The 15,595-nt window shown below is 62.4% G+C and carries 11 protein-coding genes; 6 read left to right on the forward strand and 5 right to left on the reverse strand.

Going from position 1 to position 15,595, the window contains the following annotated elements:
- Window positions 1-41 precede the first annotated feature (41 nt).
- The gene (locus QMG46_RS11775; protein WP_281852711.1) at window positions 42-1,310 is read right to left on the reverse strand and encodes an alkaline phosphatase family protein; all 1,269 of its coding nucleotides are present in this window, start codon (window positions 1,308-1,310) and stop codon (window positions 42-44) included.
- A 52-nt stretch (window positions 1,311-1,362) separates the two neighbouring features.
- Between QMG46_RS11775 and QMG46_RS11780 the strand changes: the two genes are divergently transcribed.
- Window positions 1,363-1,821: a hypothetical protein gene (locus tag QMG46_RS11780; protein ID WP_281852712.1), complete on the forward strand. Its 459-nt coding sequence runs from the start codon at window positions 1,363-1,365 to the stop codon at window positions 1,819-1,821.
- A gap of 102 nt (window positions 1,822-1,923) precedes the next feature.
- Here QMG46_RS11780 and QMG46_RS11785 read toward each other — a convergent pair whose 3' ends face one another.
- Window positions 1,924-2,448 (reverse strand): methylated-DNA--[protein]-cysteine S-methyltransferase, encoded by a 525-nt coding sequence (locus tag QMG46_RS11785; RefSeq protein WP_281852713.1) that lies wholly within the window; start codon window positions 2,446-2,448, stop codon window positions 1,924-1,926.
- Window positions 2,445-3,956, reverse strand: a complete 1,512-nt coding sequence (locus QMG46_RS11790; RefSeq protein WP_281852715.1) for a DNA-3-methyladenine glycosylase 2 family protein — start codon at window positions 3,954-3,956, stop codon at window positions 2,445-2,447. Before QMG46_RS11790 ends, QMG46_RS11785 begins: the two co-directional genes overlap by 4 nt.
- A gap of 159 nt (window positions 3,957-4,115) precedes the next feature.
- Between QMG46_RS11790 and hutU the strand changes: the two genes are divergently transcribed.
- The 4 genes from hutU (at window position 4,116) to QMG46_RS11810 (ending at window position 11,205) form a co-directional block, all read left to right on the forward strand.
- On the forward strand, window positions 4,116-5,786 hold the full coding sequence (hutU, locus tag QMG46_RS11795) for a urocanate hydratase (protein WP_281852716.1): 1,671 nt from the start codon (window positions 4,116-4,118) through the stop codon (window positions 5,784-5,786).
- A 213-nt stretch (window positions 5,787-5,999) separates the two neighbouring features.
- Window positions 6,000-6,776 (forward strand): iron-containing redox enzyme family protein, encoded by a 777-nt coding sequence (locus QMG46_RS11800; protein ID WP_281852717.1) that lies wholly within the window; start codon window positions 6,000-6,002, stop codon window positions 6,774-6,776.
- Between the two features lie 66 nt (window positions 6,777-6,842).
- On the forward strand, window positions 6,843-9,590 hold the full coding sequence (locus QMG46_RS11805) for a putative bifunctional diguanylate cyclase/phosphodiesterase (RefSeq protein WP_281852718.1): 2,748 nt from the start codon (window positions 6,843-6,845) through the stop codon (window positions 9,588-9,590).
- A gap of 1,174 nt (window positions 9,591-10,764) precedes the next feature.
- Window positions 10,765-11,205: a hypothetical protein gene (locus tag QMG46_RS11810; RefSeq protein ID WP_281852719.1), complete on the forward strand. Its 441-nt coding sequence runs from the start codon at window positions 10,765-10,767 to the stop codon at window positions 11,203-11,205.
- 36 nt (window positions 11,206-11,241) lie between these two features.
- Here QMG46_RS11810 and QMG46_RS11815 read toward each other — a convergent pair whose 3' ends face one another.
- Together QMG46_RS11815 and QMG46_RS11820 are read right to left on the reverse strand one after the other, a co-directional pair.
- Entirely contained in the window at window positions 11,242-12,009 is a 768-nt protein-coding gene (locus tag QMG46_RS11815; protein WP_281852720.1) for an SH3 domain-containing protein, read from the reverse strand.
- 90 nt (window positions 12,010-12,099) lie between these two features.
- Window positions 12,100-13,992 (reverse strand): 3'-5' exonuclease, encoded by a 1,893-nt coding sequence (locus tag QMG46_RS11820; RefSeq protein WP_281852721.1) that lies wholly within the window; start codon window positions 13,990-13,992, stop codon window positions 12,100-12,102.
- A 204-nt stretch (window positions 13,993-14,196) separates the two neighbouring features.
- Between QMG46_RS11820 and QMG46_RS11825 the strand changes: the two genes are divergently transcribed.
- The gene (locus QMG46_RS11825) at window positions 14,197-15,417 is read left to right on the forward strand and encodes a GGDEF domain-containing protein (protein WP_281852722.1); all 1,221 of its coding nucleotides are present in this window, start codon (window positions 14,197-14,199) and stop codon (window positions 15,415-15,417) included.
- Window positions 15,418-15,595 lie beyond the last annotated feature (178 nt).

Consider the following 15,595-nt stretch of genomic DNA (forward strand, 5'->3'; position numbering starts at 1 on the left):
ACCTCGATCGTAACCCGATCGAGGTCGCGCATTGGGATGACTCAGGGTTTGAGCATGTCCTTGACGGCATCGTAGTCGCCGTCATTGGGAGCCGCCGGAACCTGCAGCAGATGGGTCATCAGCGGGTAGACGTCCACGTTCGGAAATTCCTTGACGCGAATGCCTTGCTTGAATGACGGGCCATGCGCGATGAAGAGCGCGCGCATCAGCGGATCGGCATTGTCGTAACCGTGCTCGCCCAGGCTCACCTTGCCCTTGCGCTTGGCCAGCGCATCGGTGGTGGCAATACGCCAGCCGACATCGGCGAGGCAAAGCAGTTGCGGCACGCGTGCATTGCCGCCATAAGCGAGGCGCTTGGGCACGCGCGTCTTGTCCCAGCATTGCATGTGCTGCTGCGGCTGTTCGAGCTGTGTTTCGATCCGGGCGAATTCCTTTTGTCCGTGCGGCTTGGGATTGAAACCCGCCAGCACGCCCAGGCTTACCGTATCGACATCGTCAACGGCAAACAGCTTGTCCAGCAGGATGCTGTTTTCTTGCGGCACAGCTGCCATGCCGTGGTCGGCCACGACGATGATATTGATGCGATCGAGCAGCTTGCGCTGCTTCAAGCCGTCCACGAGCTGCGCCAGGGCTGCGTCGGTTTCGCGAATGGCCTGATCGACTTGCGGCGTATCGGGGCCGTATTCGTGCCCGGCGTGATCGACAGCGTCGAAGTACAGCGTGAGGAAGGTCGGGCGCTGGTCGGCGGGTAGATCGAGCCACGCCAGAACCTGCTCGACGCGTTGCGGTGGCGTGACCTTGCCGTCGTAAGGCTTCCAGTAATCAGGGTGGTGCCCCTGGATGTCCGACTCCGAGCCCGGCCAGAACATCGTGGCGCTCTTCATGCCGTGCTCGCGCACGGTTTCCCATAGCGGCATGCCTTCGTCCCACCAGCGACGATCGGCGACCGCTTCGCGATTGCCCAGCGAAAACTTGCCCAGCACCGGGTCGGTCATCGTGTTGTTGACGATGCCGTGATGATCCGGGCGCAGGCCGGTGACGATGGTGTAGTGGTTGGGGAAGGTCAGCGACGGGAAGGAAGGTTCCATCGCGTCGGCGTGGACGCCGCTCTGCGCCAGCATGGCGAGCGTCGGGCTGATGCCGCGGTCGAAGTAGTTGGCGCGATAACCGTCGATGGAGATCAGCAGCAGCGGGGCAGGTGCGGCGGAGGCCGTAGTGGACGTGTTAGCGGGCGGCAGGGCGGGCGAAACGGCACAACCGGTGCTGAATGCCACAGTGGCAAGCAACACCGCGCGAAACAGGAATTTCATAGGCGGGTCCGTAAGATTGGCGCAAACAATCCCTCCATGATCGCGTACTCATATGACTATTACACGTCTGGTTACCGCAGGTCCGATGCCGATCGTTTTTCGGCGCTATTTCTTGCGCGCGCTTGCAGCTTGTCTGTTGCTGGGAGCGGGTCAGGTCCTTGCGCAGACGCAGCCTCCCAAGACGTCGTCACCGCCGCCCAAGCCTGCGGCACCTGCTCCGCGAGCCATCGTGCCGCCGGCCTCGCAGTATCAGTACCGGCAGGCGCAGCAACAGCAGCAGGTCACCGATCAATTGCAAAGGCAGCAACAACGTCAACAGCTGCAGCAAGGCATCCAGAACACTGCGCGCTTGCCGAATGCGAATAACCCGGCGTTGTTGAATCAGGCCGATAACGCGGACAAGGCGAACCAGGATCGCTATCGGGCGCAGCAGCAGGATCTATTGGATCGTTATCAGAATGCGGCGACGCCGCCCCCGGTGACTGCGCCAGCGCGGAGTAGTTCGCGATAGGTTTCGCTGAGGACTTAAAGCCCCCCGCACCCCAACCCTCTCCCCCGGCGTAGCCAGGGGAGAGGGTTGGGGTGCGGGGCTGGGTGCTCGCAGCAGCCTTTCCTATTGAGCAGCAGCACGCCCGCCAAACAAATCCCCACGCGCTACCTGATCCTCCATCGCCAGCAACCAGCGCTTGGTCGGCAGACCGCCACCGAAACCGGTGAGGCTGCCGTTGGCGCCAATGACGCGGTGGCAGGGCAGAATGATGGGTAGTGGATTGCGTCCGTTGGCGGCACCTACAGCACGTACCGCCAGCGGTTGGCCGATGCGCTGGGCGAGCTGGCCGTAGCTGATGGTGCTGGCATAGGAGATGTTCGCCAGGGCATTCCATACTTCGCATTGAAACGGCGTACCCAGGGGGCGTAACGGCAGGTCGAACGCCTGGCGCATGCCAGCGAAATATTCCTCCAGCTGTTCCCGTGCAAAGGCCACCGCATCGCTATTGCGAACCCAGTCGCTGCCCATGGCTTTCGGATGCCGTTCCCGTTCGAACCAGACCTGGCGCAGGCATTCCCCATCGGCCACCAGGCGCAGCCGACCGACGGGGCTGGGCATATCGTCGTAGTAGATCGTTGTCGAGGTCATGCAGTCGCCTTCTTGGTTTGCATGGCGGCATCGGTTGCCGCGCGCCACAGATGCATCACGGTATAGGCGCGCCAGGGCCGCCAGGCTTGCGCGCGTTCGGTCAGTGCCTTCGTGCTCAACGCATCGCCACCATCGGCCGCGATGCGGCGCAGGATCAGGTCGGCGGCAGGGAATGCATCGGGGTGGCTCAACGCACGCATTGCCATGTAGTGAGCCGTCCACTCGCCGATGCCGGGCAACGCAACCCAGCGTTCGACGAACTCGTCCAGCGATTGTTCGCTGCGAAAATCCACGCGGTTATCCAGCATCGCGCGCGCCATGCCGCGGACGGTGTCGGCGCGTGCGCGAGTCAGCCCGATCGCGGCCAGATCGGCGTCGACCAGTCGTTCCGGGCCGGGGAACAATCGTTCAAGACCCGGTTGGCCGGGGACATCCAACGCCACGCCATAGTGATGCACGATGCGAGAGGCCAGCGTTCTTGCCGCGGCTACCGACACCTGCTGGCCAAGGATCGCGCGCACGGCAATTTCGAAGCCATCCCAGCCGCCGGGCAGCCGCAGGCCCGGATATTTGCGCAGCATCGGTTTCAACAGGCGATCGCCGCGCAGGCTGTCGCTGATCGCCTGCGGATCGGCATCCAGATCGAACATGCGGCGCAACCGGCCGATCACATGCAGCATGTGTTGCGGCTGCGGGCAATGCAGCTGCAGTTGCAGGGCCGGCTCGCCGCCAGGCCATGCACTCAGGCGCAACCAGCCCGGTGCGTCAGCGTCACCGAACACGCGCGAATAACTGTGCTCGTCGACCACTTCCACGCCAGGCAGCGCACGCCCGCGCAGAAACGCCAGGATCGCGGCAAAGTCGTACGGTGGCCGATAACCCATGCGCAGCACCAGCGCTTCGCCGGGCGCCGCGCGTGGGTGCCGTCGCAGTTCTCGCGGGGACATCCGGTTGGCTTGCAGGAACGCGGTATTGAACCTGCGCAAACTGCCAAAGCCCGAGGCCATGGCCACCTCGGTGATCGGCATGGCCGTCTCGGTCAGCAACTGCTTGGCGAACAACAGACGCCGCGTCGTGTGCACATGAATCGGTGGCGCACCGAGCTTGTCGACGAACAGGCGGCGTAGCTGGCGCGAACCAACGCCGACGCGTTGTGCAAGGTCTTCCAGCGACAAGCTCTCCAGCTCGCCGTGCTCGATCAGCTTCAAGGCACGCGCGACCACGTGGTCGCCATGCCGCCAGCTGTCGTTGCCCGGCGAAAGCTCGGGTCGACAACGCAGGCAGGGGCGAAACCCGGCTGCCTCGGCGGCAGCCGCCGTGGCGTAGTAGCGAATGTTCTGCGGCTTGGGAGACGGTGCCGGGCATACCGGTCGGCAATAGATGCCGGTGCTGGTCACGGCGGTAAAAAACAGGCCGTCAAAGCGCATGTCCCGGCTCATCCTGGCCTGGTCGCAGATCTGCCGATCGAGCGGTATCGGACTGCTGGGGATGGTCGGTCGAGTGTCCATGAAAGCAAGGCTAGCACTGGCGGCTCACCGGTACTGGCCGTTTTCGGACATCAATGTTGGACAGGGCCGGAGCACCCTTTTGGCGCGGTGCAGATGGCAGCTTATGCCGGCGATGTTCATAATCGGAGGTCTGTTCCGCCGTTCCCAAGGCCAGTTCGCATGAATGCTCCCACGCGTATCGACACCACCCGCAGCATCCGCGCCCCACGCGGTACCGAGCTGTCCTGCAAGAGTTGGCTCAGCGAAGCACCGTTTCGCATGCTGCAGAACAACCTGGACCCGGAGGTGGCGGAAAACCCCGCCGAACTGGTCGTCTATGGCGGTATCGGTCGCGCGGCACGCAACTGGGAGTGCTTCGACGCGATCCTGCGCGCCTTGCGCGATCTCAACGACGACGAAACGCTGCTGGTGCAATCGGGTAAGCCCGTGGGCGTGTTTCCCTCGCACGTGGATGCGCCGCGCGTATTGATTGCCAATTCCAACCTGGTGCCGGCATGGGCCAACTGGGAACACTTCAACGAGCTCGACCGCAAGGGCCTGATGATGTACGGCCAGATGACGGCCGGTTCGTGGATCTATATCGGCTCGCAGGGCATCGTGCAGGGCACCTACGAAACCTTTGTCGAGATGGGACGCCAGCACTACGGCGGCAGCCTCAAGGGCAAATGGATTCTCACCGCCGGCCTGGGCGGCATGGGCGGCGCGCAGCCGCTGGCGGCCAGCCTGGCCGGTGCGTCGTCGCTGACGATCGAATGCCAGCAGAGCCGCATCGATTTCCGTCTGAAGACGCGCTACATCGATGGACAGGCGACTGATCTCGACGACGCGCTGGCGCGTATTGCCAGGTACACCGCCGAAGGGCGCGCCGTATCGGTGGCGCTACTCGGGAACGCCGCCGATGTTCTGCCGGAGCTGGTCCGTCGCGGCGTGCGTCCGGACGCGGTGACCGACCAGACCAGTGCGCACGATCCGGTCAACGGCTATCTGCCCACAGACTGGACGGTGGAGGCGTGGTTCGAGCGGCGCAAGAGCGACCCGGCCGGTACCGCCAAGGCGGCCAAGCAATCCATGCGCAAGCATGTCGAGGCGATGCTCGCTTTCCATAAGCAGGGCATTCCGACCTTCGATTATGGTAACAATATCCGTCAAATGGCCAAGGACGAAGGCTGTGCCGATGCATTTGCTTTCCCGGGTTTCGTGCCCGCCTTCGTGCGGCCGCTGTTCTGCCGCGGTGTGGGGCCGTTCCGTTGGGTAGCGCTCTCCGGCGATCCGGAGGACATCTACAAGACGGACCAGAAAGTAAAGGAGTTGATTCCGGACGATCCGCATCTGCACAACTGGCTGGACATGGCGCGCGAGCGCATCAGTTTCCAGGGTTTGCCGGCGCGCATCTGCTGGGTAGGTCTGGGGCAGCGGCACAAGCTGGGTCTGGCGTTCAACGAGATGGTTCGCAAGGGTGAGCTCAAGGCGCCGGTGGTTATCGGCCGCGATCACCTCGATTCCGGCTCGGTCGCCAGCCCCAATCGCGAAACCGAGGCGATGCGCGACGGCAGCGATGCGGTCAGCGACTGGCCGCTGCTCAACGCCATGCTCAATACCGCCGGAGGCGCGACCTGGGTCAGCCTGCATCATGGTGGTGGCGTGGGCATGGGTTACTCGCAGCATTCCGGCGTGGTGATCGTCTGTGACGGCAGCGAAGCGGCCGACCGGCGTATCGCCCGCGTCCTTTGGAACGATCCCGCGACCGGCGTGATGCGTCACGCCGATGCCGGCTATGACACGGCCGTCCAATGCGCCAAAGAACAGGGACTCAAACTGCCGATGCTTTGATCGGCGCTCGCGTGCGGAGCGCCGCCATCGGCGGTTCCCGCATGTATACGCAGACAAAGTACATCGATCTGCCTTCGTTGTCGGGTAAGGGTCACGTGAATTCCGGTGTCGTTCGCGGCACCGGGGTACGATCGGTCATAGGACCTTCTATGACCGGAAACCCGGCAGGAGGTCACAGGGCCTCTTGCTACCGACTCGGAAGGAGATAGCAATATGAACGTTCGCTTCGAACGCACAGGCCCGTTGATGGAACTGTCCAGCTACCCGCAATGGGCGCAGGACATGGTGATGGAGTGTGAGGAGGCCAAGCAGGGGGTGGTCGACCACGAGATCTGGCCGGCCATGTGCGAGGGCAAGCTCGGCGCCACCGGCACCCGCCATTTCATGGTCGGCGTGTGGCCGGTGATCGAGCGATTCCCGGGCTATATGGCCATGAACCTGCTCAAGACCCGCTTTGGCCGCAGCCCGGGCGACAATATGGCCCGCCGCTGGCTGGTCCGAAACATCCGTGTGGAGCAAAATCACGCCGAACATTGGCTCAGCTGGGCCGAGGGGGCGGGTGTGTCCAGGGAAGAGGTGCTGACCGGCCAGGCGCCGCACGGTTCGGAAACGCTTGCACGCTGGTGTGAAGAAATCAGCAGTCACGGACCCCTGGCTGCCGGTATGGTAGCCACCAACTATGCCGTGGAGGGTGCCACGGGCGAATGGTCCCAATTGGTGTATGCAAGCGCCGCCTACGCGGACAGCATGCCGGCACCGACCAGGACCAAAAGCCTGCGTTGGTTGCAGTTACATGCCGCCTATGACGACACTCATCCCTGGGAAGCGTTGGAGATTGTCTGTACGCTGGCCGGGGCATCGCCATCTTCGGCTGAAGCTGCCTATCTTGGGGAGTGCGTGCGTCGCAGTTATGTAAGTATGCGCATCACGCTGGATAGGTGTATGGATGTGCATCGCGATCCGTGGGCGGTTAGCGAGGCTGCTGCGTGACGAGTGTGTGAAGGGGCGATACGCATCGGCCGGTTTGCGGTGTAACGACAATGGAAACAGGACGCGATGCGTAACGTCCAAGACGCAGTACAAAAACCGTTGTCTCGACGCTTGATGCCGCTGGTCTATGCGCTGGCCGGCATCATGGCGTTAGTGCTTGCCTTGACCTGGGGGGCGCTGCAAGTTCAGGTCACTCTCGCCGGTTTCCTCAACGGCGAGAGTATTTGGTCGAAGGCGCAGAAGCAGGCCGTGATCGACCTGGACAACTACGCGGTCGATGGACATGCCGAATCGCTGGAAAGTTTCCGGCGAAACTATGATGTGCTTAGATCCGATCGCGCGGCCCGCGATGCGATCGACAGCGGCAAATTCGACCACCAGCAGGTCACCAACGATTTTCTGCGCGGCAGCGTCATTCCCGAAGCCATCCCGGGCATGATCTTCATGCTCCAGTATGTGTCCAACGCGCCCTATATGAACGAGGCGCTGAGCGCCTGGCGCTCGGTCGACAAGCCCATCGAAGAACTGAGCAGCATCGCTGACGAGTTGCAACACGGCTACCAGAGCGGTGGCGTTTCCGAAGCGGAAGTGACCCGTCAGCGCGGCCGCATCAACGAGCTGAGTACGTTTATCGAGCCACGTGCAAACCGCTTTTCGCTGGAGATCGCGCACGGCGCGGCCTGGCTCGGGCGGGTGCTGTTTATCGGCGTACTGATCGCCGCTTGCCTGGCTTCGATGCTGTGGCTGCGCATGGCGCGGCGCGTGCTGGTCAATATTCGCGGTACCGAAGAACGTTACCGCCTGTTGTTCGACAGCGCCGCCGACGCGATCGTGATGGTCGACGAACACAGTGGGCGCATCCTCGACGTCAATCGCACCGCCGCCCAATGGACCGGACGGAGCATGAGCAGCCTGATCGGCAGCAGTTTCGCCGATCTGTTCGTGCCGGGCAGTGCGCGTCTCGTCGGTGCATCGGTGATCAGCGCCTTGCATGGGCCTGACGGCCAGGATCGTCCGGTGGAGACGCAGAGCAGCCTGGCCACATGGGGTGAGCGCTCGGTACGTCAGGCGATCATCCGCGATATCTCCGAGCGCATGGCGATGGAGCAGGAGCGCCGAGTGGCGGCCGAGGCTCTGGCGAGCGTGGTCGAAGGCATCATCATCGCCGATGCCAAGCGCCTGGTAATCACCGTCAACGCCGCGCATTCGCGTATCACCGGGTATTCCGCACAAGCCATGCACAACCGGCCCTTCGATGCCACGCGCTGCCTGCCCAACGGCCAGCCGTTGCCGGAAAGCATCTGGAAGGACATCGAAGGCGGTGGCAGCTGGGTCGGCGAAGTACAAAGCCGTCGCCGCGACGGCAGCAGCTATCCCGAATGGCTCAGCATCAGTGCTATCCGCGACACCGATGGTGAAGTGCAGCACTACGTGGCGGTATTTACCGATATCACAGCGACCAAGGCCGATCGGCAGCGCCTGGAATACCTGGCGACGCACGATCCGCTGACCGGCTTGGCCAATCGCGACGAATTCCAGCGTCACTGTGCGCGGGCGATCGATATCGCTACGCGCCAGCACGGTGCGGCGGTGGTGCTGTTCGTCGACCTCGACGCGTTCAAGGTCGTCAACGACAGTTATAGCCATGCCATCGGCGATCACCTGCTGGTAAAGGTCGCCGAACGCATCCGCGGCGAGCTGGGCGAGGGCGATGTCGCCGGCCGTATCGGTGGTGACGAATTCACCGTGCTGCTGACCGGCCTGCGCACGCGCGAAGAGGCTGCGCCTTTTGCTAACCGGTTGCTAGCACGGCTGGCGGAGCCGTTGCAGGTGGTCGATTACGAAATCGTACTGAGCGCCAGTATCGGTATCGCGGGCTATCCGCTCGACGGCAGCAACCCGATCACCTTGATCACCCATGCCGACGCTGCGATGTACGCGGCAAAGACGGAAGAGCGCAACGCGTATCGCTTCTATACGCCGTTGATGCTCGCCGATGCGCGCAAGCGCCTGTTGCTGGGTGCCGATCTACGTCTGGCGCTGGCGCGTGGCGAGTTCTATCTGGTCTATCAGCCGAGCATCGACCTGCGCACCGGCCGCATCATCGGCGCCGAAGCCTTGTTGCGTTGGCGGCATCCAGATCGCGGCGAGCTGATGCCGGACGAATTCATTCCATTGGCCGAAAGCCTGGGACTGATCCGCCGTATCGATGCCTGGGTGATGCAGGCGGTGTGCAACCAGATCCGCGCGTGGGAGCAGCAACGTCTGCCGCCGATTCGCATTGCCTTCAACGTATCGGCCGGCTCTTTTGGCCATGCTTCGTTTGCCGAAGCGGCCCGACAGGCATTGCATGCCAGTGGCATTACGGCCGCGCGCCTGCTGATCGAAATTACCGAAAGCACCATTCTCCGACAGAGCGAAGAAACCGAGCACACCATGCGCACCTTGCGGTCGCTGGGTATCGGTATTGCGATCGACGATTTCGGTACGGGGTATTCGTCGTTGGCCTATCTGAAGCTGGCATCGATCGAATACCTGAAAATCGATCGCTCTTTCGTTACCGGGCTGCCGGGCGAGGGCAATGACGTGGCGATCGTCGAGGCGATTCTTGCGATCGCCAAGAGCCTGGGGATGGGGACGATCGCCGAGGGCATCGAGACGCAGGAGCAGCACGATTTCCTGTTGCGTGCAGGGTGTCTGGAGGCGCAGGGTTATTTGTATTCGCGGCCGGTGGTGCCTGCCGAGATCGAGCGGATGCTGTCGCCGCAGGCGCGGACGTCGCCGCGGTTGCATCTGGTGCCGCCGAAGAAGTGATGGTCTGGTGGTTAGCTGACTTCTCGTTCTCGTCATTCCTGCATAGGCCAGCATGGTTCCCCCCATTCTTCCAAACCTCGTCATCCCCGCGAAGGCGGGGATCCAGTGGCTTCGGTGGTAGGTTGTCGCGAGAGCGTCTGTCGCTCTGGTTCTGCGCTTAGGCTAGAAAGTCGCCTTCGGCGTGTTTCGCCGACTTGCCGGTCGCCGAGTTACTTTCTTTGCTTATCCACGCACGCAGTGCGAACGGCGTTAGCCGGCCCGAAGGGCGGAGGGCCGCAAGGCCCGGAGTAAAGAAAGCTAACCAAAGAAAGGACACCCCTAGTCCGCCGTCGCTGCGCGACCCTGAGGCTTGGCCGGGCTTTTCGACAGAGCCTGTCCCGGACTTGATCCGGGAACGTCCCTGTCCTGTCGAAAAGGACTCGGCGTCCCTGCCGAGTTCCCCTTCGGGGCCTGATCGTCCAAACCTCACTCGGCTCCCGAGGGGCCCGAAGAGCTGACCGCTCGCTGCGCATCGCTTGCCAAGAGCGAAGCTCAACCCCCAACCGCGCTCCATCTCCCCTAGTCGTCATTCCGGCGCAGGCCGGAATCTATTCCTCAGTCTTTCGCTCGTCAGACAACATGTCGCAAGCGGAAACCCTGAGGTATGGATGACCAGCTTCGCTGTTGAAAAGCGCCTCCGGCCTGCGCCGGAATGACGAAAGGGGTAGGCGAGGGTGAGAGGGCAAACGCTTTAAGTCCTCAGCGCCGCGACGCCTCGCGCACCAATTCGGCGTACCTCAGAAGCGCAGGAAGCGTCCCCTGTCGTTTCGAGTAGGCGGCATGAACGGTCTTATCCCTCAATGCTGCTCAGAGCCCTTGATCCACAGGCCATTTCTCTTGGGTTACTTTCTCTTTACTCCGGACCTAAAGGTCCTCCGCCCTCCGGGCCGGCTTCGCCGTTCGCATGCGCTACGCGCAAGCGTGGGCCAGCAAAGAGAAAGTGACTCGCTCGCCGGCAGGCGAGTGAAACGCCCGCTGCGTAAGCGGCCAGGTCGCCCGAACACCCAGGCAAGAACCAAACACTGACGCCACTGGGTGACCAGCTTCGCTGTTGTAAAGCGCTTCCGGCCTACGCCGGAATGACGAAGTAGGAGAAATAACAGTCTCCCTTCGTCCGCGCAGATAAAATCCCCACATGAGCCCCGCACGCAAAACAGCCATCACCCTGGGCATGATGTGGACATCACCCAACACGATGCTCGGCATCCTCATCGGCTGCATTGCTTTCCTGTTCGGCGCGGACGTCCAATGGCGCAGTAAAGAACTCGCCCTGGTCTTCAGACATTTACCCTGGGGCCCGGGAGGCGCCCTCACACTCGGTAACGTCATCCTCTACACAGGCAACGAACTGGACAGCCCCTGTCACACCTACGCCCATCGCGCGGGAATGGGATTCGAGCCAGAAATCTCGCTGGCCGATCACGAACGCGCTCACGTATATCAATATCTCGCACTCGGCCCGCTATTCCTGCCGATGTACTTGCTATGCGGCGGCGTAAGCGTACGCAACCGATTTGAACGCGCCGCCGATCGCTACGCGCAGACAGGACAAGGCTGGTGGCCGTGGGGTAAATGACAAACGCCGCGATAGTCGCGGCGTTTGTCATGAGATTTATTGACCGGCGGGCTTGGCTTCGGGCCGCGGGCGGTTGCCGCCTTGCGGAGGACGATTTCCATTGCCACCGCCGGGTGGCCTGCCACCATTCTGCGGTGGACGATTGCCGCCTCCGGGCGAAGGCCGGTTTCCACCACCACCGGGAGGTCGATGGTCCCCACCGGGTGGTGGCCGCTGACCATTACCAGGTGGCGGTCGATTGCCGCCATTGCCCGGCGGCGGCCGATGACCGTTGCCCGGTGGTGGCCGCTGACCATTGCCTGGCGGTCGATGACCATTCCCCGGCGGGCGATGTCCGCCACCCCAGCCGGGATGCGGACGCGGCGGTGGGCGATGTATCGGTGGCCGCGGCGGCGGGCGATGCACGTAAGGGCGGCGATACCAGTAATCGCGCTGACGATAGAAGGGGCGGTTGGCGTAGTAGTTGCCCCAATACGTACCGATCACGAAGCTCACGATCGGCAAGCCGATGCGCGGGCCGTAGTCTTGTACGTAGACGGTCTGATTCTGATACAGGTATTGCAGGTAGCCCGCTGCGATCCAGCCGCGGTCCGGGCCCACGATGACATCGCACCATTCGTAACCCTGTATGCATCCCTGGATATCGACACGGACGCCGGCCGGAACGATGTTGATGGACGGATAACCGATATCCGGGCCGGCACGCAGATTGACGTTCGCGACGACGATACCTTCGGCGGCCTGCGCCCACGCGGGAAGCGCGAAAGCAAGTACGGCGGACACTAACCAAGCAAGGCGTTTCATCGAATAACTCCCGTGAATGAAAAGTGAAACGGGACCTTACTGCGTCGCTCACTTTGATCCTGTCACCGCTGGCATGCAAGCGAGCTGTCGTTAGGACAACACCTTTTCATGTCCGAGCGCGTGTTGCGCCAATTGCCCTTGCACATCGTTGATCGACGAACGGATGCGTGCGCTGAATATCGAATCTTCATGGTGTATCAACACCAGTCGCTCGGTAGCACGCGTCATGGCGACATACAGCAAACGCGCTTCCTCGGCTTCATCCTTGCCAGGCTTGGGCAGCGACCCCAGGCCGGGAATGATGACCATGGGAAACTCCAGACCTTTGCTGGAATGCATGGTGATCAGCTTGACCGTATCGTCGACGACGAACAGCGCGCTCTTGCCGTTGCGGTCAGCCAGCCGGCTGGGAATGCCCGCGCGGTCCAGGGCCTCGTGCAACTTTTCGCCTTCCCACAGATTGCGAAAGATCACCGCCATGTCCGAGTAGCGGCGGCCTTGTGCGTGCTCATCGCGCAGGCAGTCGATGATCGCGCCGAGCTGATCGGCGGCGTGTTCGACACGGATCAACTCGGGTATGGCGCCGCGCCGCCCGGCGCTTTGCGGTTCGATCAGCGGTACACCGTCGTCGTCATCGTCATGCTCGTCGAGCAACTCGTTGGCGAAGCGCCGCGCGACCGACAGGATTTCCATCGTGTTGCGATAGTTGATGCGCAAGATGGTCGTGCGGCCCTGCGCCTGCACGCCAACGCTCTTCCAGGTGAACTTGGGGCGATCCGTCTTGCCATAGATGTTCTGCGCGTCGTCGTAGAGCACCAGCAACGAGTTGGTATCCGGGTCGACCATCTGCACGATCAGGCGATACCAGTCCGGTTCGAAGTCGTGCCCTTCGTCGATCAGCACGGCACCGTACTGAAAGCGCGGAATCTGCCCGCGCTCGACACCGGCCATCACGCGCTCGACCATGCCTTCGAAATCGTCGTGCTTGGGCGGCAGTTCCACGTGGTAGGCCACCAGCATCTTTCGGCACCATTTGTGGAAGTTGTAGACCTGCACCTTGTCGCTCAGGCCGCGCTCGCCCATCAGCTGATCGAGCCGTGCGGCAAGCGTCTTGTTGTAGCAAAGGACGAGGATCGGTTTGGACAGGGAACGCGCCAGGTGGATCGCGCGATAGCCCAGGATCATCGTCTTGCCCGAGCCGGCAACGCCATGAATGATGCGGTGCTCGTCGCCGATCGAGCGCGCCAGCTGTTCCTGCTGAGCATCCATCACCTTGATCAAGTCAGGAATCTCGACCGGTTTGGTGCTGTTGGAGGTGCCGTTGGCGAACAGACCGAACTGGCCTTCGCCCAGCTCCACGCGCAACTCGGGGAAAAGGTGCCAGCGGATGCGGTCGATCTGCGGCAAGGTCAGCGCGCAAGGAAAGACCTGGGGAAACATCGCCCACAGCTGTTCCTGAAACGTCTCGATATCCGCCGTCTCGTAGATTTCGTCGCGGCAGAGCACCAGATGGGACGGCAACACGTCGCCCAGTTGGGCCTCGTCGAACTGCTTGCGGCTGACGTTGGCCAGCACCACGCCATAGGCCCAGGGCATGATCAGCTTGCCGGCATGCCGATGGCCGGGCGGATGGCGCAGCGCGGGGTCGCGCTCCAGGACCACGCCGATTTCCAGTGCGTACGCGCGCGCCTGCAGCAGCGGGTTGGTCTCCTTGACCATGCCGCGGTCGGTCACCAGGGTGAACTGGGTAGTGTCGGCGTGGCGGATGGTATCGGGCTTCCAGTCCTTGATTTCCAGCACCAGCAGGCCACGGCGCGGGTGAAACACGACGAAGTCCGGTCGGCGCTGCTTGAGCCCGATCGGCACGTCATACCAGAGCAGATAGTCGTCCTCGAGCTTCTGCTCCAGGCGCTCGGAGAGACGCTTCTCGCCGGCGGTCATGCGCGAAAGGCAGCTATTACGGCTTGGAATCAGTTTTGCCATCCGTGTGTCCTGCGCTGCCTCGTAGCCGACTGTTGGCCGATCTTAGAGCCTGTGGCGGGTGCTGGAGTAGTCCAAAGCCCATCACAAATCAGCAAGCTGGCCGTTGTTTGCGACCAAAGGGCCCTCAAGTTACTGCGCATGCAGCCGATAGCATAGTAAGGGTCCGCTAGGTTATGGGGCTCGTGAGGTGAACCTACGGAGCCTATGGCCATCGACCTGGCGTCCATTGCAGTACTGGGCGCGCTACAAGCCGGTTTGCTGGCGATCGTGCTGCTGGTCGCCACGCGCAGCTATGCCGGGGTCGCCAAGGCGAGCCTGCGCATACGCGGCTGGGCGCTGCTGTTCGAGGCCGCTGGCTGGTGGTTGTTAGGCCTGCGTGGCGTACTCGGCGACTGGTGGTCCATCGTGCTGGCCAATGGGCTGGTCTTGCTGTCGTATGCGCTCACGGTACGTGCATTGCGCATGCTGCTCGGCGCGCCGTCGCGACAGAGCATCGTATTGCTTGTCAGCGCCGTATGCTGGCTGATCATCGTCTGGTACGCGATGGTGGAGCCCAACTATCGCGTGCGCGTGCTGTGGGCGTCGTTGCCCATCGCGGTCGACGTAACCTTTCTGATCAAGCCGTTGCGTCATTGCCTGCGTAAACGAGGCTCCAACGCAGAGCGCGTCATGCTTGGCGTGCTGGCGATATCTGCCGGCTTGCTTGCTTGGCGTATCGTCGATCTGCTGTTTGGCCGGGCGCCGCCGGGTGGCCTGTTGGATCGCACGCTGGTCAACACGATCTACATGATGCTCACCGCGATGCAGCCGACGTTTACCAGTATCGGGTTTCTGTTGATGTACAACGAAGCGATGCAGGCGGACTTGAAACGCGTCGCGCGCATCGATCCGTTGACCGGCGTCAACAACCGCCTCGCATTGGCCGAGAAAGCCAGCAGTCTGCTCGATCGGTCACGACAGACCGGTCGGCCGTTTGCTGCACTGATGCTGGATGCGGATCACTTCAAGCGCATCAACGATCGATTCGGCCATGACGGTGGCGACAAGGTGCTGCTCACGCTGGTCGATAGTATTCGCGCGAGTCTGGGCCGACGCGATGTGATCGGTCGCGTCGGCGGCGAAGAGTTTGTGGTGCTCTCTCCTGATGCCAGTCTGGGTGAGGCGCTGGTACTGGGCGAGCGGATTCGGCTTGCGGTCGAAAACGCGCAGCTGTGGATCGAAGGCGAGGTTCAATCCTTGACGGTTTCGATCGGCGTGACCGTATCGCAGCCGGAAGACAACGAAACCGAGGCGATTCTGCGGCGTGCGGATATTGCGCTTTATGCGGCAAAACGTGCGGGACGAAACCGTGTCATGTCCGCGGAAATGCACCACGAACATATGGGAAGTACGTCCGATTCGCTGATTGGACAATTGATGCCTTGAGATGGCGTGGGTGAGGAGCGCGTTGAGAGTGGGAGTCGGGCAGGCTTTCGGAAGCACCCACCCCTCACCCCAGCCCTCTCCCCCGGCAGAGCCAGGGGAGAGGGGGCGCACTGAGACAAGTCTTCAGCATCACGTGGTTTTGCTCCCTCTCCCCTGGCTCTGCCGGGGGAGAGGGCTG

The sequence above is a fragment of the Dyella sp. GSA-30 genome (assembly GCF_027924605.1).
In the GTDB taxonomy this organism is placed as follows: domain Bacteria; phylum Pseudomonadota; class Gammaproteobacteria; order Xanthomonadales; family Rhodanobacteraceae; genus GSA-30.